The sequence below is a fragment of the Chitinophaga sp. 05T412 genome (genome assembly GCF_056396465.1).
This window is the reverse complement of record NZ_JBFTLN010000001.1, coordinates 371514-394712: the sequence shown is the minus strand read 5'-3', so window position 1 is coordinate 394712 and position 23199 is coordinate 371514. Positions and strand designations below refer to the sequence as shown.

21 protein-coding genes are annotated in these 23199 nt (G+C 43.4%); 10 read left to right on the top strand and 11 right to left on the bottom strand.

Going from position 1 to position 23199, the window contains the following annotated elements; all coding sequences use genetic code 11:
- Positions 1–35: 35 nt before the first annotated feature.
- From AC1DFM_RS01515 to AC1DFM_RS01500, 4 genes are all read left to right on the top strand, one after another.
- On the top strand, positions 36–809 hold the full coding sequence (locus AC1DFM_RS01515) for a patatin-like phospholipase family protein (RefSeq protein ID WP_477074960.1): 774 nt from the start codon (positions 36–38) through the stop codon (positions 807–809).
- A gap of 25 nt (positions 810–834) precedes the next feature.
- Positions 835–1764, top strand: coding sequence for a TolB family protein (locus AC1DFM_RS01510; protein ID WP_477074959.1), 930 nt, complete (start codon positions 835–837; stop codon positions 1762–1764).
- Entirely contained in the window at positions 1707–2963 is a 1257-nt protein-coding gene (locus tag AC1DFM_RS01505) for a sialidase family protein (protein ID WP_477074958.1), read from the top strand. Before AC1DFM_RS01510 ends, AC1DFM_RS01505 begins: the two co-directional genes overlap by 58 nt.
- 198 nt (positions 2964–3161) lie before the next feature.
- Positions 3162–3587, top strand: coding sequence for an SRPBCC family protein (locus AC1DFM_RS01500; RefSeq protein WP_477074957.1), 426 nt, complete (start codon positions 3162–3164; stop codon positions 3585–3587).
- Positions 3588–3653: 66 nt separating this feature from the next.
- Here the strand turns inward: AC1DFM_RS01500 and AC1DFM_RS01495 are convergent, their stop codons facing one another.
- Together AC1DFM_RS01495 and AC1DFM_RS01490 are read right to left on the bottom strand one after the other, a co-directional pair.
- Positions 3654–4559, bottom strand: a complete 906-nt coding sequence (locus tag AC1DFM_RS01495; RefSeq protein WP_477074956.1) for a metallophosphoesterase family protein — start codon at positions 4557–4559, stop codon at positions 3654–3656.
- A gap of 142 nt (positions 4560–4701) precedes the next feature.
- On the bottom strand, positions 4702–5451 hold the full coding sequence (locus AC1DFM_RS01490) for a hypothetical protein (protein ID WP_477074955.1): 750 nt from the start codon (positions 5449–5451) through the stop codon (positions 4702–4704).
- Positions 5452–5665: 214 nt separating this feature from the next.
- On the opposite strand from AC1DFM_RS01490, the gene AC1DFM_RS01485 reads away from it, so the two are divergent.
- The gene (locus AC1DFM_RS01485) at positions 5666–5857 is read left to right on the top strand and encodes a cold-shock protein (RefSeq protein ID WP_477074954.1); all 192 of its coding nucleotides are present in this window, start codon (positions 5666–5668) and stop codon (positions 5855–5857) included.
- Positions 5858–5949: 92 nt separating this feature from the next.
- On the opposite strand, the gene AC1DFM_RS01480 is transcribed toward AC1DFM_RS01485, so the two are convergent.
- The 4 genes from AC1DFM_RS01480 to AC1DFM_RS01465 all read right to left on the bottom strand — a co-directional run bounded on the left by AC1DFM_RS01480 (position 5950) and on the right by AC1DFM_RS01465 (position 12330).
- Positions 5950–6720 carry a hypothetical protein gene (locus AC1DFM_RS01480; RefSeq protein ID WP_477074953.1) on the bottom strand — a complete coding sequence of 257 codons (771 nt, stop codon included), beginning with the start codon at positions 6718–6720 and terminating at the stop codon, positions 5950–5952.
- A 163-nt stretch (positions 6721–6883) separates the two neighbouring features.
- Complete coding sequence (locus AC1DFM_RS01475; protein WP_477074952.1) at positions 6884–7531, bottom strand: immunoglobulin-like domain-containing protein; 648 nt, start codon at positions 7529–7531, stop codon at positions 6884–6886.
- A gap of 55 nt (positions 7532–7586) precedes the next feature.
- On the bottom strand, positions 7587–9047 hold the full coding sequence (locus AC1DFM_RS01470; RefSeq protein ID WP_477074951.1) for a SusD/RagB family nutrient-binding outer membrane lipoprotein: 1461 nt from the start codon (positions 9045–9047) through the stop codon (positions 7587–7589).
- A 28-nt stretch (positions 9048–9075) separates the two neighbouring features.
- Positions 9076–12330 (bottom strand): SusC/RagA family TonB-linked outer membrane protein, encoded by a 3255-nt coding sequence (locus tag AC1DFM_RS01465; protein WP_477074950.1) that lies wholly within the window; start codon positions 12328–12330, stop codon positions 9076–9078.
- 1136 nt (positions 12331–13466) lie between these two features.
- On the opposite strand from AC1DFM_RS01465, the gene AC1DFM_RS01460 reads away from it, so the two are divergent.
- Positions 13467–14402 carry an ADP-ribosylglycohydrolase family protein gene (locus tag AC1DFM_RS01460; protein WP_477074949.1) on the top strand — a complete coding sequence of 312 codons (936 nt, stop codon included), beginning with the start codon at positions 13467–13469 and terminating at the stop codon, positions 14400–14402.
- A 1-nt stretch (position 14403) separates the two neighbouring features.
- Here the strand turns inward: AC1DFM_RS01460 and AC1DFM_RS01455 are convergent, their stop codons facing one another.
- Positions 14404–15279 carry an archaemetzincin gene (locus AC1DFM_RS01455; RefSeq protein ID WP_477074948.1) on the bottom strand — a complete coding sequence of 292 codons (876 nt, stop codon included), beginning with the start codon at positions 15277–15279 and terminating at the stop codon, positions 14404–14406.
- Between the two features lie 158 nt (positions 15280–15437).
- Here AC1DFM_RS01455 and AC1DFM_RS01450 point away from each other — a divergent pair, with 158 nt between their 5' ends.
- Positions 15438–16565, top strand: a complete 1128-nt coding sequence (locus tag AC1DFM_RS01450) for an OmpA family protein (protein WP_477074947.1) — start codon at positions 15438–15440, stop codon at positions 16563–16565.
- A gap of 5 nt (positions 16566–16570) precedes the next feature.
- On the opposite strand, the gene AC1DFM_RS01445 is transcribed toward AC1DFM_RS01450, so the two are convergent.
- A complete protein-coding gene (locus AC1DFM_RS01445) occupies positions 16571–16945 on the bottom strand; it encodes a winged helix-turn-helix transcriptional regulator (protein ID WP_477074946.1) in 375 nt (124 codons plus the stop codon).
- A 95-nt stretch (positions 16946–17040) separates the two neighbouring features.
- Here AC1DFM_RS01445 and AC1DFM_RS01440 point away from each other — a divergent pair, with 95 nt between their 5' ends.
- Both AC1DFM_RS01440 and AC1DFM_RS01435 read left to right on the top strand, forming a co-directional pair.
- The gene (locus tag AC1DFM_RS01440; RefSeq protein WP_477074945.1) at positions 17041–17877 is read left to right on the top strand and encodes an MBL fold metallo-hydrolase; all 837 of its coding nucleotides are present in this window, start codon (positions 17041–17043) and stop codon (positions 17875–17877) included.
- A gap of 17 nt (positions 17878–17894) precedes the next feature.
- Positions 17895–18548, top strand: a complete 654-nt coding sequence (locus tag AC1DFM_RS01435; RefSeq protein ID WP_477074944.1) for an NADPH-dependent F420 reductase — start codon at positions 17895–17897, stop codon at positions 18546–18548.
- A 102-nt stretch (positions 18549–18650) separates the two neighbouring features.
- On the opposite strand, the gene AC1DFM_RS01430 is transcribed toward AC1DFM_RS01435, so the two are convergent.
- Genes AC1DFM_RS01430 through AC1DFM_RS01420 form a run of 3 tightly spaced genes read right to left on the bottom strand, consistent with a single transcriptional unit; the run spans position 18651 to position 22222 of the window.
- Entirely contained in the window at positions 18651–20078 is a 1428-nt protein-coding gene (locus tag AC1DFM_RS01430; RefSeq protein WP_477074943.1) for a cysteine peptidase family C39 domain-containing protein, read from the bottom strand.
- Entirely contained in the window at positions 20062–21282 is a 1221-nt protein-coding gene (locus tag AC1DFM_RS01425) for a glycosyltransferase family 4 protein (RefSeq protein WP_477074942.1), read from the bottom strand. Before AC1DFM_RS01425 ends, AC1DFM_RS01430 begins: the two co-directional genes overlap by 17 nt.
- A 31-nt stretch (positions 21283–21313) precedes the next feature.
- The gene (locus AC1DFM_RS01420; protein WP_477074941.1) at positions 21314–22222 is read right to left on the bottom strand and encodes a hypothetical protein; all 909 of its coding nucleotides are present in this window, start codon (positions 22220–22222) and stop codon (positions 21314–21316) included.
- 749 nt (positions 22223–22971) lie between these two features.
- On the opposite strand from AC1DFM_RS01420, the gene AC1DFM_RS01415 reads away from it, so the two are divergent.
- On the top strand, positions 22972–23184 hold the full coding sequence (locus AC1DFM_RS01415; RefSeq protein ID WP_477074940.1) for a class I lanthipeptide: 213 nt from the start codon (positions 22972–22974) through the stop codon (positions 23182–23184).
- The last annotated feature ends 15 nt before the right edge of the window (positions 23185–23199 follow it).

Sequence of the window (23199 nt, the reverse complement as noted above, 5' to 3'; positions counted from 1 at the left end):
AACACCGGTTGGCCATGGTTTTTTAAATTAGTGGGATGAACAACCAAAATAAGCGTATACAACGTCCATTTGTGTTATCCGGCGGCGGCGCCCGCGGTTATGCACATTTGGGGGTATTGAAAGCCTTTGCAGAACAACAAATTTTCCCGGAAGCCATTGCCGCTACCAGCGCCGGATCTATTGCGGCCGCCTTTATATGCGACGGCTATACCACCGATGAGGTGCGGGAGATATTCCGGAAACATAAGCTGGGGCTGTCTATGCAGTGGAAGAACTGGCGCGCAGGTTTTCTATCTCTCAAAAAAGTAGCGGAAGTATTACAACAAACACTGCGACACAAAACTTTTGAATCACTGAACATTCCCCTCTATATTACGGCTACCAATTTCGTGACCGGCGATCAAACTGTTTTCAATGAAGGCGACCTGATTCCTGCTATCCTGGCTGCTTCTTCAGTGCCACTGATATTTCCGCCAGTGGAGATAGCCGGTATGCAATATGTAGATGGCGGTTTGTCCGGCAACCTTCCCATAGAGCCGCTGTTAGGACAATACCGCGATATCATCGGTGTACACGTTAATCCGCTGACGCCTTATAATCCGGGTGATGGCTTCCTGGCCAATGTGGAAAGAACGCTGCATCTTGCGATCCGAGAACCGGTGCTGAAAAGCAAGCAGCTGTGCAGCTTTTTTATTGAACCGGCTGACTTGGGCCGGTATGGCATGTTTGAGTTTAATAAGCTGGAAGATATCTATACTACCGGTCTTGACTATACGCGGAATTTGTTGCAACAGGAGGCGGTGGTGTAATTCGTATAAAATTAAATTCCCTCATATGCGAACCCTCATTTTATTACTATGTACACTTTCCTGCTTCGGACAGCAACGTTTTCCCAAAGTGAAATTACTAACCGCCGATACCAGCGCAGCGGACTATTGGCAATGCTTTACAGACAATGGGCAGTCGGTTGTTTTTAGCCGCCTGATAAAAGGCAGTACAAACAAGTTATATAAAGTACAGATCAGCGATACCAGTGTGACCCGCTTTCTGCCGGGACTGGCCAACGCTGATATAGAAGAAACCCGGCCCAATACCGCAAAAAATGGAGAAATAGCATTTACCGGTATTAAAGATAGTGTGAATAGTATTTGGTTAACCAGCAACGAAGGAGGCACCGCTACCAGGCTGAAAACTACTGGTATGATAGGCCAGCCATTTTATCCCTGTTGGTATCCAGAAGAGGAAAAGTTAATGGTGGTTTCGGGATTGATGCTGACTTCGGTCAACCGGAAAACGGGTAATTGCGTACAACTTACCCGTCGTAAAGTCATCAGTTGTGGTATGCCAGATCTTTCTCCGGACGGACAGTCGGTGGCCTTTGCCGGACAGCGTCCCGACGGAAAGTACAACCAGTTCCGCAACTGGATTTGGGTGGGAAAAGTGAATGGAAATAACCAGATAAATCCAGTTCCGCTGGATAGTTGTCAGGGTCGTGCGCCCTCCTGGTCGCCCGATGGGAAATGGATTGCGTATGAGTCTACCTGCAAAACAGCCGGAGGCAAGTACGTGATTATCATCAGATCGGCAGATGGCCAATACAAAGGACAACTCACCGAAGAAAAATGGGGCGCAAATCATCCGGTATGGTCTCCCGACGGGAACAAAATAGCGATGTCAGTGATACAACCCGGTAATGCACGTAAAACATGTATAGGATTAGTTACCGGTATGAAAGAGTGGCTACAGGAGCTGGCATCGAAGTAAGTAATCTGAAAAAAAGCAGTAGTATGAAGAAAATGATATGGAGCATGGTATGGCTTTTATTAGCAGTAACAGGCATGGCTCAACGAAAAGAAGTGCCGGTGTTTGTGTCTGGTACCGAAGGGTATAAAACTTTCCGTATTCCCGCCATTATCCGTTTGCCGGACGGCGATTTACTTGCTTTTGCAGAAGGCCGCGCAGATGGGATGGATGACTATGGCAACATCAATATGGTGATGAAACGCAGCTCGGATCAGGGCTACACGTGGTCAGCGCTGCAGGTGATAGCTGGTTCCGGAAATATGCAGTTGTCGAACCCCGGACCGGTAGTGGATCTTACTGACCCTGCGTATCCGAAGGGAAGAATATTTTTCTTTTATAATACCGGCACTGCTAAAGAAAGCGATATTCTCCATGGTAAAGGTATTAAGCGTTGTTATTACATCACCTCTGCAGATGGCGGCCGTACCTGGGATACGCCGGTAGATATCACGTTGCAGATACATCGGTTGAAGCAACCGGCGGTAGATCCGGCATTTAATTTTGCGGACGACTGGCGCTACTATGCCAACACACCCGGGCATGTGATGCAGTTTCAGGAAGGACCTTTCAAAGGCCGCATTTTTGTGGCGGCTAATCATACTGCGGGGCCGCCGGTAGCACATGCCGCGCATTATGTGGCTCACGGATATTATACAGATGACCATGGGAAAACATTTAAAGTTGGAAATAGTATATCCGTTCCCGGTAGTAATGAATCTATGGCTGCCGAACTTTCCGGTGGCAAGCTGATGATGAATAGTCGTAATCAGAACCGTGAAGATATACATCGGAGAGTGGTGTCTGTTAGCAGCGATGGTGGCGCCACCTGGGATACTACCTATCGCGACTTCCAATTACCAGATCCTGTTTGTCAGGGTAGTATCCTGAATATTGGCAAGGCGGGCAAAAAAAATATACTGGCCTTTTGCAATGCGGCGGACTCTCTGCAAAGAGATAATCTCACCCTTCGTATCAGCTTTGATGATGGACAAACCTGGAAGAAAAGTGAGGTGATTTATAAGGGAGATGGCAAACGCAAAGCCGGTTATGATTATGCGGCCTATTCAGATATCGTAGCGCTGGGGAAAAAGCAAATAGGCGTATTGTATGAAAAGGATCAATATTCCGCTATTGTATTTACGATAGTAAATTGGAGATAAAGCAGCGAATACGCTAAATATCCGTTCAAACACAGGCTGGTAGCTTATTACCAGCCTGTGTTTTTTTATGGTCTTATGAGATTGTCGCAAAGTATACGCTAATTTGTCGTATTTCACCATCCTGTGTGTTCCTGGGTCGTGGTATGTTTGCATTAACAAAAACAATCACAAAAACAATCACTTTTAAAACGTAATAAAATGAACACTACTGCAGCAAACATGATCACTGTATCCGCCATTGTAAACGCACCTGTAGCGAAAGTTTGGGAAAGCTGGACGAACCCTGTACATATTGTAAAATGGAGCTCCGCCTCTGACGATTGGCACACGCCTAAAGCAGAGAATGATATTCGCACCGGCGGAAAGTTTATGTCGCGCATGGAAGCCAAAGATGGTAGCTGGGGCTTTGATTTTGGCGGTGTATACGATGAAGTTATTGACCACAAACGGATTGCTTATACGCTCGGTGATGGCAGAACAGTAGACATTACTTTTGAAGAAGAAGGTAATACGACCAAAGTAACAGAAACGTTTGAAGCAGAAGCCGAGAACTCCCTGGAGATGCAGCAGAGCGGCTGGCAGGCTATTATGGATAGCTTTAAGAAATACACGGAATCAATTTAGTATTAACGTACCTCCCTTGAAAGGGCTACTCCGCAGACTTCTATTTGAGGTGTGCGGAGTAGTGGTTTAATAATTCACGTATTTTTCTTCGAAGGTACCATCTGCATACAGATCAATCAGACCGTATCCCGGCGCGGTTTCCCGCTTATTTCCTTTCCACCAGGCGCCACTTACGGCGCCATTGCACAGGTAGGTAACGTTGTTGTATACTACTTTATCGCGCAGGTGTATATGCCCGCTCAGGCATAATTTTACGTTCGGGTGTTGGTAAAATAATTTGATAATAGCGGCGGTGTCGGTGTGCATATCACCACCCAGCATTTCCCATTTATTCACGATATCATCTTCAATCATGAGGGTGGCCGTAAGGATAGGAATATGCGATAGTACACACACCGGTGTAGTAGGTGGTGTATTTTTTAATTCATTTTCCAGCCATGCAAACTGTGCTTCGCCCAGCTTGCCAATATACCAGGTGGCATCAATATCCAGGTGTACGCTGTCGAGGAAGATAAATTTCCAGCCATTTTGCTGGAAGCTGTAGTAAGGGCTGGTTAGCTGCAGCTGATCCAGGGCATATTGTTTACCATAAAGGGCGGAGTTTTTATTTTGTTCATCCCACCAGATATCGTGGTTGCCAAGTACATAGTGCATAGGCAGGCTACATGCTGCTGCCTTCACGGAATGCCACAGTTGCCACTGATCGCGGATCGTGGAAATGTTTTCCTTGTTCATATCAAATACAATGTCGCCACCGTTGAGGATCAGGTTTACTTTGGGCGTTTGTTGCTGTACATGATGGAAACATTTCGCCAGGCGTTTGGGTGCATCTAAATCATTGTGCAGGTGAATATCGGTCAGGTGTGCAATTCTCAGCGCGGGCTTACTTTTAGCAGCGAAGGCAGTATAAGGAATGGCCGGTGCCAGTAACAGTCCGCCCATTTTCTTCAGCAGCGATCTTCTTTGAATCATGTGTAGCGCAGATAAGTATTAAAAAAAACAGGCAGCTCGTTACAACTGCCTGCAAAAAATAATTTACCAGTGAATCGTGCTGGTTAGGGTAGCAAAGGTAAAAATCGGAAGCGCCCCGGTGTATTATGATCCTGTTAAGAAATTATTTCGTTACGGGATCAGGCAAACGTTCCTGTTTCGATTTATAGATATATGCTGCAATGCCGGCGGCTATGGATGATTCTACCAGGAGATATACCAGTTGTTTGACCAGTTGTAGTGGTGTAAAAAATGCACGGCTTACTTCAGGGAGGCGTCTGAAGTATGCGAGGTAGAATAGCAGATGGGATGTAATGCTGAAGGCCAGCCCAACGCTAAATGTGAATAAAATCGCGTTCTGGAATACTTCATTTTTTTTGATGTCGGCTCCAATGCGGTTCAGGTACCGGTAAGTGAAGTAACTCAGCAGAGATATCGTAATCAGTGAACCTACTATCATCATTACATAAGGAAAAACAGTCTGGCTGTAAGGAATGATATCATTAGTAATAAGCAGGTTGAGAATTTGTGAATGAGCGTTGCCGGCAAACAGGAGAATGAGGACTGTTTTGATCATATACAGCACCTTCAGGGATTGCCCCTGTGCGGTGTTAGACCGGTATTGTACCAGCAGGAAGAAGAGTATGAGCAGCGGGTAAAGGAAGTAGTTGCTGCCACCCAGTTCTTCCTCAAACAAACCACTATAGGCCATGCCCAGGTCTAAAAACAACCAGATAAAGGCACATATCCAGGCTATTATTTCCAGTACGGCATTTTTATGAAAGAAGATAATAATGGCAAGGATAAGGCCTACCAATAGGATCAGGGTAGCGGCGCCGCCTAGTAATAAAAGAAAGGATAAGTCTCCGTACATGTGCAAAATGGTTTTAACGATAAATGAAATACAGGTGAAGTATATACATAGATACAATAAAATACTTATAGTTAACTACTTGTTTTTTATAATATTTCTGCATTTTAGTACTTAAAATAAATATATTTATTAATAATAATGTATTTAACTATTTAAAACTTTTAGGTAATTCGGCACGATAAGTGTATATTGGGCGTAATTAATTTATAAAATAATGCAACAAGGTAAAGTTAAATTTTTCAATGAATCCAAAGGATTTGGTTTCATTACTCCATCCAATGGTGGCCAGGACATTTTCGTTCACATTTCAGGTACTACCAGCCAGCTCCGTGAGAATGACGTGGTAACCTACGAAGTAGAAAATGGTAAAAAAGGATTAATTGCAGTTAACGTGAAAGTTATCTAATTTTATATCGAAAGTTACTCATTGAAAAAAAGGTACGCGAAAGCGTACCTTTTTTTTTGTTTTACTTAGAATCGGAACTGGTGTTTCGTATGTTAAAGTAAATGATGGGGCATGGCGTTGAGTAGCATATATTCCCGTTGTGTTCCTTTGAACTGCTGACCTTCTGCTTCCAGTGTTACCGGCCGGGTCACCAGGAGTTCATCACTGATTACTACCCCGTTTTTAAAGATGGTATATCCCATCCAGTGTGCTGTGCCGGGAGTAATGGTAGCCTTCAGCTTTTTAGCATCTTTGGTAGTGATAGGCAGTTGTTGTACGTCGTGGTCGAAGAAGCCTTCGCTGGTACCTTCCCGTTGCAGCGTTATGGTGGCGTGTTGCGGGTCTACTGCAATCACTTTTACTGTTTGTGTACCCGGACCGCCCAATTCCCATGCCTGCGAAATAGTATGCTGCCACGTATCTCCTTCGTGAAGCTTTGCAGGAATAGGTCCCCAGATAAACTCACTGTACAGTAAGCCGCTGGCGTTTGGATTTATAAATGATTTACCGGCAAACACATTGTTGCCGTTGAGTCCTATCGTCACCTCATTTTGGGTGGCGGGTTGTTCATCATACCTATCTGTTTCGATAAAAGAAGGATTTCTTGCATCGTTGTTGGTAACAACATAGGTGCTGCTACCACTTATGCGGTATACCTGCGGCTGAAATTGATCGCCAGTAAACGCGATGGTCCGGGAGTATATGTTGGCCAGCGTATCGCCCTTGGCTAATTTCAGCGTAAGGTATCCTGGATTGGTTTGTGATTGGCTACGGTAGGAAACTATAGTAAATACAAAGAGGTAGAAGAAAAATAGTCGTTTCATAAAAGTGGTTTAACAACCTGAAGGTGGACATAAAAACAAGAGTGGAAAAATCATTTAAACAGATGGTGATATATTTTCAACAGGGGAGCTTACCTGTTCAACTTATAAGAAAACAGCCGTTTCACAACGAAACGGCTGTTGTTGTTAAAAATAAATGTGACAGTTATTGTTTCACGAAGGTACGTACAGACGTACCGAAACCAGGGTTATTCACTACCCATTTAAGGGTGATGGTACTGCCGCTCCGGGTGATACTGGTGTTAGACAGGTCCAACGCCCCGAGGGGTGTATTTTGTGATGGGCCTTCAAAGTCACTGGCATCCGTAAACCCGATATAATACGGAAATATATAGGAAGGGTCGCCGGCAACACCGCCTACATTATCAACAATATATAGTCCGGTACCAGCTTTGGTAATATTCACCACCTGGTTATTACCGGAGCGGTGATAGGTACCACTGATATCATCAGCCGGAGAAATACTGGTGACTAGTACCAGCCTTGCTGCTAATGTTCTGTAGCCCCACAGATTGATGGTCTGATAATTTACCACGTAAAATCCCGCAGTAGATGGATCTACATTATTGGAGGTAGGTGTGAGCTGCGTGGTGGTGTTGGTGAGGCTGTCGTACCCGGTGGCGCCGGGATCTGTAAAGGTGCCACCAACCGATAAGGTCACTACCGGATCACCTTTCATGGTTAGTTTAGGGAAAACGGGTGTCACCATTTTAGTGTACACGTTTTCCGATTTTTTCGTGCAGGCGGTTAGCATCACCGCGCTTGCCAGGAAGAGATATAATAACGCTTTCATGCCAAACAATTAATAGTTAAAAGAATATTTCGGCCACGACGAAGGCGTGGTCTCCCTAATTCGCCCACCAAACTTTATCGTATACTAAATGATTGATTTTAGGCGCATTTGGGTTCCTGGTCAGCTCGGAAGATGGATACAGGAAAATGCCAGGCCATCTACCGGCGCCGATAATAGAAGCTTTTGAAAAAACGAAGAAGGAAGGATATCCTGTTCTTCTCCATTCTGTCCAGGCTTCTATAGTTTGATTACCGCACATGGCTGCCCATTTTTGTGTAATGATGGCTTGTACCTGTGTTTCCAGCGGTTTGCCGGTTGGATATGCAACAGCTGGTTGCTGAAAGTAAGCACTATCGCCGGCAACCTGGTAGGCTGTAAAGTTATCGATGATACCCTGGTTATACATATTAGATGCGGTGCTGCCGGTGAGCCATCCTCTGGCGATCGCTTCTGCCTGCAGGAAGTCACCTTCGTAGTCTGTCATCAGTTTTACCGGAGCGAATGCGGAGTTTGCATCAGTGGGATTAGCACCAGTCACGGCAGATGGAAGCGACACGTTCGTGGTAGGCGGGTTGTTGAAACTTCCCTGAGGAATACCCACTACTGCACTACCTACATTATCATAAAAAGCAGTCAACCTTGGATCGCTGTTACCACTGAAGAAGCTAACGGCAGTAGAGCTGGCCACGAGGTTAGCTACTTTGTTTAATACACTGCCGGCCATCGCGCCATACAGCGGATTGGTCTGGCCGCCGGTAGAGTTGAAGTTTTGAAGGGCAGATTCTCCGGATTGGATAAAACTGGCGCCTTGCAGTGATTGTACAATAGCAGCAGCCCTTGCAGCATCTTTCTTTGCGAGACGAAGCCCTATTCTTAATTTAAGGGTGTTGCCGAAACGTTGCCACTTGCCCATATCACCGCCATAAATCAGATCATCACCGCCCGGAGGGTTGGGATCATTTACATCAATGAGTTTGGTGGCATCATCAATGAGCTTCACGAGGCTGGTATAGATGTCACTTTGTGTATCAAATTTTGGATACAGGATAGGTGTAGTAGCATCTCCCTGTGTAGCCTGACTGAAAGGTACATCTCCCCATAAGTCGGTGCTCAATTGGCCGGCATATGCTTTTAACAACATCGCAATCGCTACGTATTGTTTCTTATTGGTCGCATTACCTTTGTCAATCACTTTTTGAAGATTCTCCAGTGCATCTGCCTGGATATTGTACCATACGTTTCCAAAATCACCTTCGGAAGGTGAATATTGGTCCAGTGTTTTATATTGGGAAGAGGAAGGATTCTGTGTCCAGTATTGTCCCCAGATACCGCCATCAATGGTGAGTGTATTGCCAAGAGCAAAAGTCAGCCCGGCCTGCGCAGAAGGCAGCAATACATCTACTGTTACGTCTACCGCATTGTTGGGATCTTTATTTACATCCAGGAACTTTTTGCACCCCGGTGCTGAAAGCAGGAGGGCAAACAAAAAGGCTAGTGTGATTATATTCTTTTTCATCAATTTTCTTTTTTAGGCCTGGTTTAAATTAGAATGATACGTCCACTTTAATACCCATGTTTCTGAGAGAAGGGTTGGATAAGAACTCATATCCCTGCACGTTACTGGCGCCCTGACCATTGATTTCAGGATCGGCAAATTTGTTGGAACTGGGCACCCACAAAAACAGGTTATTACCATAGAGTACTATTCCTAATCTGGTGAATGGCGTATGTTTTAACATGGACTGGCTGAACGTATAACCAATGGAAGCTTCACGCAGTTTGATATAACTGGCGTCTATGATATCTTCTCCCGCTGGTTTAACATTGGTCCAGTAATTATAGGGATGGAATTTGATGCTGGTATTAGGAACCATTTTGCCGGTACCATCGTCATATACGGAGTTCGGGAATACATAATCCTGTCTGTTATTCTGTGCCGTTTCCAGTGAGTATCCACCAAAGTCAATCAGGCTCTTGGTATTGGAATAGAATACGCCACCTTGTTTGGTATCAAACAGGAATTTCAGCATAAATCCTTTGTAGGAAATACTACCACCGAGGGAAGCCATATAATCAGGTAGGTACGAACCAAAATAGCGGGTGGCATTAGCAATCGGTAAACCAGTTGCCTTGTCTATTACCACGTGGCCGGCGGCATCCAGCAGTAGCCCGGTACCATAGAAGGTACCATATTTTCTTCCTTTGGCGGCTACCTGCGACATGGCAGTAGTTCCACTAATACCGGAGGAAATGGCTACCTGATCCAGGTCGCCGTTGATGTAATCCACGTTGTTATGCAAATAGCTGTAGGTACCGAACAGCTCTACCCGTAATCCATACGAAGTATTCACTGGGGTAGCCTTTATACCAATTTCCAAACCTTTGTTGGTCATTTGTCCCACGTTCATGGTCTTGAAACTAAAACCGGAACTGTTAGGAATAGGCACGTCTACAATCTGGTCGGTAGATCTGGTATCGTAGTAAGTTACATCCAGGTTGATGATGTTTTTAAGGAAAGACAACTCCGTTCCTACTTCAAAAGAAGACGTAAACTCTGGTTTCAGATCTGGATTTCCAATCAGGTTACGACGGGTAAAACCAGGAACAATATTGCCGTTGCTGGTAATTGGAAACAGTATTTCACCAAAATCAACGTTGATATCCGTTTTGGTGTAAGAGGTCTGTAACCGGTAAGCAGGCGCATCTGCACCAACTTTAGCGTAACTGATCCTCACTTTTCCGAAGCTAAGGATATCGCTGAAAGAATTGTCTTTATACAACTCAGAGAAAACGAATGCCGCATTTACACTGGGATATACATAAGAGTTATGGTTGGTAGGCAGCGTGGAAGAAATATCATTACGGACGGTTCCGCCCAGGAACAACATATTCTTATAATCGAAGTTGGCTTCTCCATAAAAACCATACAATCTTCTTTGTATTAACGTATTGGTAGAGTTGATAGGTCCCTTGGAGTTATCCAGGTTGTAGAAGTCGGGTACTATCAAGCCGCCATTGGTATTGGTAGCGGAAAACAGTTCATTACTGGTTACCATCCGCACGTTGTTACCACCCAATAATTTCATATTGAGGTCTTTGGTCAACGCCTGGGTGTAAGTAATGATCAGGTCATGGTTAATCTGACTGTAGTTATTAACATCCTGAGAATATTTACCATTGTCAGACCAGTTATTTCCTGCATAAAACGGATCAAACGGTTGATAGAAGTATTTGGCTCCTTTTTCATATCTGCGGTCACTGTAGACATCTGCACCGATACGCTCTGTGATATCCAGTCCGGCAAACGGTTTATAAGTCAATGAAACGTTTCCCTGTATACGTTCCACAGTGTTGTTATTTTTGTAATTCTGAATCAGGAAGTATGGGTTTTTCGTATAGGCGCCATAGTAACCATAGTAGGCGGTACCATCCGCTCCGGTGAAGGTGCCGTTATACGGATTGCTCAGGTCTCTGAAGTCAACGATAGGAGCATCCCTTGGCTGCTGGAATATAGAAGCGTAAGTGGAGTTGGTTTGTCCGCCCAGTGGCAACTGGCTGGTGATATTCGTATAGCCCACAGAAGCCTGGCTGGAGAATTTTTCAGAAAATTCAGAAGAACCACTCACTCTAACACTGTACTTGTTATAGTTCGTAGTTGGAATGATACCTTTGTTGTTTAAAGCGCCTACAGATAAGAAGTAGGTGGACTTCTCATTACCGCCGGACACGGTCAGGTTATTATTAAAGGTTTGACCTTTATCAAAGAAATCTTTTACGTTGTTAGGGATTGCTTCGTATTTTTTTAATTGTTGTTTACCATTAATCACCTGGCCGAAAGGTCTTTCCTTGCCATCAAATGGATCGCCCCAGCTGAAGTTTTCTCTTCTGTCGTTAGGGATGGCATCCAGGTTACCTTCTCCAAACTGGTTTTGGAAAGCAGGGAATTTCAGGATGTCAGACAGTTGATAGCTGGTGCTGAAGTTGATTTGTGCAGGAGAGTTTTTCTTTCCTTTCTTGGTAGTGATGAGGATGGCGCCGTTAGAAGCAATGCTACCATACAAAGCGGCGGCAGCAGGGCCTTTCAGAACGGTAATACTTTCAATATCGTTCGGGTTGATATCATTACCTCTGTTACCGTAGTCTACCTGATCATTCAGGAAGTCGGTGTTACGGATGTTATCATTACTTACCGGAATACCATCTATCACAAATACGGGTTGGTTATTACCGCTAAAGGAAGTAGGTCCGCGGAGTGTAATCCTGGAAGACGCACCTGGAGCATATCCGGAGGTAATGTTCAAGCCGGCTACCTTACCTGTTAAGGCGTTGATAGGGCTCGTATTGTCGCCGATGTCATCTTTATTAATGGTAGCTACGGCGTACCCGAGGCTTCTTTTCTCTCTTTTGACTCCCTGGCCGGTTACCACAATTTCTGTGAGGGCCGTGCGAACCGCCTGTAGAGATACATTGTATTTGGTGGCGCCGGTAATAGTTACTTCCTGGTCGTTGTAACCAATGAAAGTAAATATAAGCACTTCGCCTTGTGAAGCAGTTAAGGAGAAGTTTCCTTTAGGATCTGTGGCGGTACCACTGTTGGTGTTTTTAATTCTTACGCTTACGCCCGGTAATGCAGATCCATCTTCCTGCGCCGTCACTTTACCGGTTATCTTTTGCTGGGCAAAAGTTAGTAAGGGCACTATTAACATCGCCAGCGCCAGGAGAGCTCTGTGAAAAGCTTTTTTGGATTCCTTGCGGGCGTCCGGGATGAAAATAATGAGATGAGTTGTCTTTTTCATCATAAACTTGATTTTGGTTTAGTTAATAATTTTAGTGGTGCTGGCATGTGCAACTCGTAGTGAGGTGGGCCATTAGAGGGTGATAGTGTGTGGATCATTGATTGATCATTTAAAGATGAACGCGGTCTTATGATTAATTGACTGATTTGTTATTATCCTTGCTATGAAGCTTCCTATAAAGGCATAGCGATGCCCTTACAGCTTTTGTAGCTGTTTTATGGTGTATGTTTTACATAAAAGCATAGCAATGCCCCTACAGCTTTTGTTGCTGTTTTATAGTGTATGTCTTCTGTAAAGGCATAGCAATACCTTTACAGCTTTTGTTGCTGTTTTTACAGTGTATGCCCTGCGTAGAGGCATAGCACCGCTGTTACAGCTTTATGGCTGAATTTTTACCTGAATAAATATGATGTGGTTACAGTAAGGCCATCTACAACGTTAAGATGACAGTTGTCCGTTGTAATAATAGCAATGGTTACATGGTAGACAATCTAAGCGTAGCCGGAGGTTTGCTTTTCATGCGTTAGACAATTTTCTCATAAGCAATATAAATTCTCATAAGCCAATTCTCATAAGCAATAAAAAGCAATGCAGTGGCTAAATGCACGGCTGCCTTCAAGGATACGTTTGTCGTTTGTTAGGTTAAAATGGTAATAACACTGCCAGTGATTAATAGCTGAAGTAGATTGATTCGCTATTAGTGCGTGCGATTGTTTTTGGCATTCAAATTTTGGTAGTAGTTAAGCGCAGGATATTTCACTAGTTGGAAACATCTCATGCAGGTAGTTAGATTCGGTTTTGTTGATAAAAACACAAATACTTGTTTGCTGTCTTTACTTTTCTCTAAGCTTGTGGACTTTGACTTGCCCTGCGGAAATTTGTTTAAACAGGTGTGTGACTTTCTTTTAAAACAAGTGAATAGTAATTCGTTACACTAAGATAAGCCTTTATTAGCAAAAAAACAGCATCTAGATAATTTTAATCCGTGGTAGCAAGGGGTCGGTATATATTATTGATAATATATTATTTACTTTTTATGAAGATGAACACCGGATATTTACTATATAAAATAGTGCTAACGAATGATGTAAGTGTGTGCTGTATTTGGCTTTTAACGTTACCCTTGCTATCTTCCCGATATGGATCAGATTAAAGCAGCATTAGCAGGACTGGCAGTAGGCGACGCATTGGGCGTACCGGTAGAATTCAGGGAACGGGAAGGATTGGAACGTTTTCCCGTAACAGATATGATGGGATATGGATCTCATCAGCAACCAGCTGGCACCTGGTCTGACGACAGCTCCCTGGCCTTTTGTCTGGCAGAAGCACTTACAAAAGACTTTAGTTTGCAACAGCTGGCGCAATACTTTGTAAACTGGCGCTATAAAGCTTTCTGGACACCGCATGGCGATGTGTTTGATATTGGCATCACTACACAGGAGGCCATAGAACGACTGGCCAAAGGTGTTGAACCTGTTAAAGCAGGCGGATTCTATGAATCCGAAAATGGGAATGGATCATTGATGAGAATTTTACCGTTATTGTTTTATATAAAAGATAAAGACATCACAGAGAGATTCAACATCACGAAAGAGGTATCCTCTCTTACGCACGGCCATATGCGGGCGGTGATTGCCTGCTTTTATTACCTGGAATTTGCGCGGCAAATATTGTTGAAGAAAGATAAGTTTGAAGTGTATCATTCCTTGCAGCAAACAATGCCCGATTTTATCGCGCAACAGGGAATTCATCGGGAGGAGATCGCGAAATTTAACCGGCTGTTGAAAGAAGATATCCACTTTGTAGCCACCACCACTATCAGTAGCGGCGGTTATGTATTGCATACGCTTGAAGCATCGATCTGGTGCATACTTACCACAGATAACTACAGCGATGCCGTTTTAAAGGCCGTTAATTTAGGTCGGGATACAGATACCACCGGCGCTGTAACCGGCGGTTTAGCAGCGCTCCTCTATGGTTGGGAAGGCATTCCGGAAAAGTGGATAACCGCGTTGGCCCGACGGGAAGATATCCTGCAGCTGGCAGAAAGAATGGCGCAATACCTGCAGCAGTAGCTTACTGTGCTGCTTTATCATCTGCCTGAAATAATTTCTCATCCCTATTCAATGATTGTTGCTGGCAGAACTCCAATAGTTGTCGTAGCCGTTTTTTATTATCATACCTGATATTCCAGTATAACTTTTTTTGGCAATCACTGCAAAGACGGTTAGGCGCGTTGTCAGTTTCGACTAAACTGTTGGTCCCATTCATCACACATCTTGCAAAAATACAATGGTGTAATGATAGCATATGTCCTATTTCGTGAGAAGAGATATTGGTTAGCCTGTTTATACACTGCGAGAAATTGGCCGTGTCCAGCTGTTCGTTTTGTAGCCGGTAAATAGAAGTCACGCCCACTCTTTTAGTTAAAGAAGCCTGACCAAATACATAGTTCCACGACGCTTTAGGATAAAGATCCTTTGCACTGATGGCCATTAATGCAATGCCGTTAGCGGGCATCTTATCTGCCAGCAAAGTGTGTACTACATAAGGCGCCAATAGTTGTAAATGATCTGTTTGAAGCCGCGTGGGTACAGCTGTATCTGCGATGGGGTGTAGCAACACGGTTTCCAGTTGAAAGAAAATAGCCACATACGCACGTGTAAGTAACAATGCCTTTTGTTGCAGCGCCGTAAATTCACCTACCGGCAATAAGTAAATAACAGAGCGGTTGGGACCTGGCTTTACCGGATTCGCTTTTTTATATGCTTCAAAAGTTTGTCCGCCTTCGGAGTGTTCAAACAGCCATTCCCCTTCGGCAGGGGCGGAGAGTTGAATATCGTTTTGGGCAATAGCCTTGAAATATTGGGCTTCGGCGCGTATTACAGGATCTTTCTCCTGGTGATAGCAGGATGACAGTATGCATAGTAACAGTAGCAGTAAAGGTCGCATCGGGTATAGGTCTTATCTCTAAATTAAGTATATCGCTGGAATATCAACTAATCAAGTTTGTTTATTTCCTGGTAGAAATAGTGGACGCGTTCAATAAAATTGCCTGCGGAGGCGTTTCTCCATCGTAATAATTTGTGGTAGTACATCATTATTCCTATATGAGAACCTTGAAAAAACAGATCATTTATCTATTCCTTTTGCTGATAAATCCTGCACTCTATGCGCAGGAGCTGGTGGTGAACGGTGATTTCAATATGCCCAACAAGTGTACAGAATATCATGCGTTATGCGCCCCTAAAGGTTGGTATAGCTCAGATGATGGATCTGGTTATAATATGCTCAAAGAGGAGGGTATAAAAGAGTCGCGGTGCTTGACCCTTCTGGTGAAGGGGAACTCGCGGCCGGATACCAGAAATTTCTGGCAAACGCAAATGATTTTGCCGATGCTGGCCGGCAAAACCTACCGGATCAGGTTTATGTTGCATCCTTATCGTACGCAGTTTTTCGGGAACATGATACAGCTGCTTTTTACCAGCGAAAAAACGGAGATTAAAACCTGGCGTATGGTGAATGCTACGCCTTCCATTTCCTTTACTATTGATAACACCTATGGAAAGATAAAAGATGGATGGATATCTTATGAAGCCACCTATCAGGCAAACGGTACCGAAAAATGGCTGCTGTTGGGCAATTTCCTGAAAGATACCCAACTCCCTGATTCCAGCCGGTTTAATACCACTGTTGATGACCGCGGCATTTTTTACCTGGTGGAAAATTTTTCTATCAAACCAGTTAAACACTTACACTACAACAAACAACAATACAAAGAAAGCGCCGAAGCTATGCTAAGTATCCGCGAAAGGCATCCAAAGCCTGCTGTTGAGTACAGCCTGGCAGTGGATACCCCGGTAGCCGCCGCCACTCCGCATCATGAAGTAATTGATACCATCCGGTTTTCAGATATTCTTTTTAAAACCAACGACCATGCCCTGAACATGGTGTTTAAAGAAGATCTGGACACCGTAGTGGCACGGATCAAAACCCATGAATTTCTCCGGATTATCGTTAACGGCTATACGGATAGTACCGGACGTAAAGAAACCAACCTGACCCTATCAGAAAACAGGGCGGGCACCGTACGCCGCTACCTGGAAACAGCAGGGCTTCCCGCCGATAAACTGACCAGCAAAGGATATGGCGACGCCGATCCTATAGCTCCTAATAATACGCCCGAAGGACGAACGAAAAACCGGCGTGTGGAAATTATTATTGTCAGAAAGAATTGAGCTGGTTATTCCATTTCTTCCATCGTGCCCTGTGTTTCTCCCAGCTCCCGTCCCCATTGGGCAATACTTTCAAGGGGGGCAATCAGGGTTTTTCCAAATGGAGTTAAAGAGTATTCTACCCGAAGCGGTGGCTTGGTGCCGAAAGATTCCCGTTGTATCAGGCCGTCTTCTTCCAGGGTTTTTAACTGCAGACTTAACATCTTCTCCGTAATATCCGGTATACGTTGTCGTATTTCTGTAAAGCGCATGGTACTGTTTCGCAGGTACCACAGGATCACACTTTTCCACTTCCCCCCGATATAATCCATCGTAATATCCATGGCGCAGTGGTAGGTTTTCCCATGAAGCCTGAATCCAAATTTTTTGCCGTTAATGATCATACTATTTTTTTGTACCTGTCAGAAATGACAGTTATTGTGCGCAATACAGCCGTGATTTACCTTTGGTGCTCTTAATAATTATTCAAAAGTAAAAAATGAAAACAAGAATTCATACTTATACCTCACAGGAGCCGATGTTAAAGGTAAATGCTTTCATCGTAGAAGGAGCAAAGGAACTGGTGGTGGTAGACACTACACTTACAAAGAGTGACAGCCTCGCTTTACGCCATCAGGCCGATGCACTGGGCAAACCGGTAGCAGGCATTATTCTCACACATGGTCATCCTGATCACGTGGCAGGTACCTGGCATGTGAAGCAACAGCAGGATATTCCGGTGTTTGCAGTGCCCGCAGTAAAGCAACTCATGCAGGATACAGAACAGGCGAAACATGCACAATGGTCTGGCATGTTTGGCGACGAGTGGATACCGCAGTGGGCTTATCCTACGGAATTAGTCAATCATGGTGACCGGGTGCAAATTGGCGGCATCAGCTTCTCCGTGTTGGATATCGGCGCCGGCGGCGATTGCGAAGCCAACTCCATCTGGCTACTGGAAGATGAAAATAAAGCGGCTTTTGTTGGCGACCTGTTGTACAAAAACAACCATACTTATATGAATGATGGTGGTATTTTGCGCTGGCTCGGTAACCTGGAAACCTTAGCGCCGGCATTAAAAGATTATACCAGTTTTCATGTAGGACACGGGCCGGTATGTGATATCAGGGACTTCGACAAGCAACGGGCCTACTTTCTGCAGTACTGCTCAGAAGTATTAAAGGCGACTAATGGCACCGGCATTTTTAATGACAACAGCCGCAAACAATTTGAACAGGTTATGTTATCTGCATTTCCTGAGTATGGTTGTCAGTTTATGGTGGGTTTGTCTGCAGATCGTGTAGGGAAAGAATTAGCAGGTATTCATCTTCAGTAAAAAATTAAAAGCGAGATATGAAAAATATAGGTGTACTGGGAACAGGAATGGTAGGTAATACAATAGCCACGAAACTGATTCAGCTGGGATATAATGTAATGATGGGCTCCAGAACGGCCGATAACGAAAAAGGACTTGCGTGGGCAAAAGCCAATGGCGCCAATGCCAGTACAGGAACATTTGCATCGGCTGCAGCTTTTGGGGAGATCCTGTTTAATTGTACCCAGGGTGAAATGTCCCTGGAAGTGATGAAACAGGCAGGTGTTGAACAGCTTCGGAATAAAGTGTTAATTGATGTGAGTAATCCACTGCAGTTTATTCCCGGCAAAGCGCCGGTGCTGATCCCGGAGTTATGTAATACGAATTCACTAGGAGAAGCGTTGCAACATTTTTTACCGGATACACACGTAGTGAAAACGCTTAACATCGTGAATTGCGAAGTAATGGTAGACGCCAGCAGATGCGGCGGGAATGCCACCATGCTGCTGGCGGGAAATAATGCCGCTGCTAAAGCCACAGCTACCGGCATTTTGCAACAGTTTGGATGGAGCGATATCATTGATCTGGGGAATATTGAACATGCCCGGTCTACAGAAATGATGCTGCCAGTTTGGTTAAGTGTATTTATGGCTACCAAGAATGGACATATCGGTTTTAAAATAGTGCGATAACCGGACTATAAGATTTGAGGGATTGTCTCCGTTATGCGGAGACAATCCTTTTTTATAATAAGTTTCACTCCTATACCGAAGGATTATCAGACCACATGTCGCTCATTGTTGGGTAAAACGCCGCCATTCTCTTCTGAAATTTGACTTCCTCAATAAAAACGACAGGCCTTGCAGTTCGTAGTCATTTCTGATATTTTTGACGTAATGTTTGCATACCGCATCGGTAGGGAGTTTAACGAGGGAAATATCGTATCCTTCATCCAGGAAAAGTGTTTCCTTACCATTAATGGATGCCAGGGCCGCGATGAAGGTTTGATCTAAAAAGTAATCTAATATAACATCACTGACAATAGGAGATGACAGCCATTTCTCTATCTGATCGAGATTTAAAACAGTGTGATCCAATACCCATAAACCCGCATTGACAGATGGGGCTACCAGTTGACCGGTTAAAGATTCCAGGTCATCTGGATTTAGTGAATAATAATAGCCATTGTCAACATCTCTGTTGAAAAGATTATTTCCGTTAGCATCATTAAACTCACGTATAAATTGGACTGGTTTTTTGAAGAAAAGAATGTCGGAGTCAACATAGGCTACCCTTTCTTTTTCACTCCAGAAGAAAACGTCAAAAAACTTTAGCCACATGAAATTATTATCCCGCACAAATTTACAGTGAGGATAGGCGGCTAATTTATCAGCCGCCATTCTGTCGGCCGTGGGTCTGTCTATTACGCGGGAACCTGGAAATTGTGATAGTAGCTTTGTAATATCCGTGGTGTTCAGGCTGCCGTCGTCATGAAACAAAAAGATACATGCGGCTCCGATAGAAAGATTAAGCGACTTGCAGCTGCAGATGGCCATATCCAGATGTGTTTTTCCCAATAGCATATGTACTACCAGTGGCGGAGCAGCAGGAGGTATGGGAGAGGCCGGGGTATTGGCAACTATGGATCTGAGGAAGCGGCGTTTTCGGGTGATGAATGCTTTTCTTAATCCCGTCAGGTAAATGAACACCCGGGAATATCTGATGGTCTCCTGCTCACTTTTTTGGTGGAAGAATGTTGAATCCGGCGCTAATAACAACGCTATTCCCGCGTTTGTATTTTTTGCCGCTATATACCAGTTATGGAGAAACGCATCTTTCTTGTAATGACATAAGCCTTTTTCCGGATCTGCTACATAAATGTCGTCATCCTTTATTTTATATACTACGATGAAATGATTACTTTTCCAATGAATCACGCAGGGGAGTATATCATTTTCGATGAGGTCGTCAAACGATAGCTGCACCGCCATGGTTTCAAAGCCAATTGCATTTGCGGCACTCACTATTCCCTGGAGGGATAAAGGGCTTTGGTCCGGGTTGATTTTTTTGATGAGGCTATCCAGTGCGCATTTTTTTCCATAGTATCCTGCCACCATTTTTAAACAGCATACCGCTGCATAGTTAGGGTGGGGCTGGTGAGATACCGGAAACTTTTTTCTCAGGAAAGGAAAGCCGGGTAGTGCTTTATATAATTTTCCCATATATATCTGTGGAGGTCATTTTTTTAGTAGAAAACCGGTTGTTGATAAGGGCATGTGCATTGACACCAACTTGCTGCCTGTAGGAGGTATCGGTTATCGCTTTTATAAGTGCATCTTCCAACAGTGTTATGAATTCGGCTTCCGTGCGGTTGTTTGCATTGATATAAATAACGTTTTGCCGGTCACTTTTGAAGTGCGCAAAAGCATCTGTATCACTGACAATTATTGGTAATCCGTGGGCCATCATTTCCAGTGCAGAGAAGCTGTTTTGTTCAATAAAGGAAGGTAGCAGGCCAATGTCGGCTAATTGATAATATTTGTATAGGGTGGTTTTATCCACAAAGCCTGCAAAAACAATTTTGTCATGGATGTCCTTGCATCGATCTTCAAAATGAGAAAGGTTACCTTCCCCACATATAACGAAGTGGAAATTCATATTTCGTCCAGCCAGTTGACGGAGCGCTTCAATGGCATACCCGAAGCCTTTTTGATAGATCAATCTGCCTGAAAACAAGATGATAGGATAATCGGTGTTGAATCCGAATTCCTCCCTTAATGCACGTTTCCGGGCAGCAGATAGTATCTCTGTATTTTCTGTATTGATGGCATTATGCACTATTTTTAACTTAGAGGAGGGAGTATCGTACACTGTCTGCGTAAAATTGATGGCCTCATTGGTGAGGCATATTATTTTGTCGGCGAGATGACATAATTTCATTTCCGCCTGCATGGAGGGAATGTATTCATTCTCTTCTCTGTTTTCCCAGTCGGTGTTAAATTTTCGGAAATCATTATTATAGAACACCTGCCATAGTAAAACATGCATGGTGTAAAAAACGTGGAAGTGATCGTATTCCTTTGCCACTTCTGCCAGGTACATCTCCATCGGGGTGTTAAGGTGCAGTACATTCCGGTCGCCTTCTTTCACGTGGCTCATCAGGATACAGTAGATGGCATGTGCCTGCGATAAGCTGATGTAGTACTCATCTACAGCGGTTTCGTGTGGTGATTCGAAAGAGATGTATATGTCATTCAGGGAACCATTTTTTACATGGCTCCCGTCTTGCTGATGGCTTGCATTGATATGTACTACATAAACATTTATATCCGGTTGCTGGAGTAGTACCCACTTCAACATTGCAGTATATGATCCTACGCCATATTTATTGGCCTTACCATATACTTTCATTATAAATACATTCATAGAATTGGAGTTGTATACCGGGGAACCGGAACTAAAGAATTGTTAACATAGCGGCAAGCCCTTGATTCAGGCCATAATTTGATTGGAGGATGTTGTTTGCTGTAATGCGTTTTAAGTCTGATAGATCCACGGATTGCAGACAGGAAATGGAAAAAGTATCCATTAATTCAGCTTGTGGAAAGAACAGGGTTCGCAGGCTTCCCCATTTTTGGATGATACTGATATTTATGATGGAGGCATTGTTGAATAGTTTGAATAGGCTATCTCTTAATCCGTTGATGTCATTACTCTCCGGTAGTAAAGCTAAAATTCGCCAGAGGGCATAGGTATCATTGCTATCCATTGTCTGAGTCAACAGCTGTTCCCTGGTGAGTAGTAATAATTTAGAGAGATAGTTATTGGTCAATTCATGTGTGTAAAGCAGCTGATAAATAATCCAATAGAAACAGGTGTCTTTATATAAAGGTGTATCACATGTTGCGATAATGTTTTCTATCGTTCGCATGACGTGATCGAGAAAGAATGACGCGTTGCCATTTTCCGTGTCTTTGCACATCAGATATCTGTTTAACAGATATTGTACCTGTAGCAGTAATTCAGGCACTTCATGGGTGGTAGTGAGCGCAAATTTGTCGAAAGGTGTGGCATATTCTTCAACATCCAGGTCGAAATAATTTCGCTTGTACCCTTCCGTTATCAGACAACCCAGTGCAAGTGGATGGGCTTGATCTTCCGATGTCTGGAAATTGGATTCTAATGCCTGGATGAGCATGTTGCCAAGCAGGTTAAAAGCATATTGTTGTAAAGGTTCATTATCTGTTTGCCTGGAGATTTCAAAAAAAAGTAAAATGATGCCACTGTTACCAGATAGTAAACTTTGATCTTTACTGATACTGGCGTGGGTTATCAACTGATGGTAAATGTGTTTTTTTAGTGACAAAGTATCACTGTTTGCAGCGTTCATAAGTGGATAATATATTAATAACCGATTTAACCAGCTTTTATTTCAAAATGAATTTTGTAAGAGGAAGATAAACTTTTCACTCCATGGAGTATGATTTCTGATTGTTAATTACATTTATTTTAGCTGGTATCGAATGTAGGAAATAAAATTAGAAGATTAAATTCACGTGGGACGGAATTGATGTGAATAGGACTGATTTTTGGTTGAGGCGTTTTTTTAATTTCTTATTAAATCCAATACTGTATTGATGTGAGCGTATTTTGTTACTTATGATTTCATGAAGTTATCACAGATAGAGTGGTTAATATATGCGCAAATGTTATTAAAAATTAAGTGATGTTTAAAAACAGAATAGATACTTTTGTTGCGATGATAAATGTAAATGGCGTATAGTCGTTACAGTTATTGATATGATTCCCTTATGAAACTATTGAACTGTTCCCGAATGATAAGCATAGACAACGCATTTTACCCTAAATTAATTTCAGCACGTTAAAATTGATTTTCACCACAATAATAATTGATGTGTCTCTTAGCCAAGAGCCGCAGTAAGCATATTCATGGCCAGAATTGAGGGGGTATCCTTTAGCAACCCAAAGAAAAATGCAGAAGGAAGTGAGTTCACGGTAGCACTATAAAGGGCGTGACGCTACATGTCAACTAACTTGTTCCATGGCGAGAGACGGAATAAGTAATCCATTTTTATCTTAATTAACTAGCAATTTATGATCTCAAATCAAAAGAAATTATCTAAGAAACTGGAATTAAAGAAATCTACCATTGTAAATATCAGCCAGTCGCACATGGCGAATATCAAAGGTGGTTATGGTGACGATATGTTTGGTACCAGAGCATTGTGTTTTTCTTCAAAAGCATCTAACTGCACTGATAGCTCCTGCGCTAGAACTACCACTGTAATTGTTTGCATTCCACTGTAATTATTTTTGAAGGGA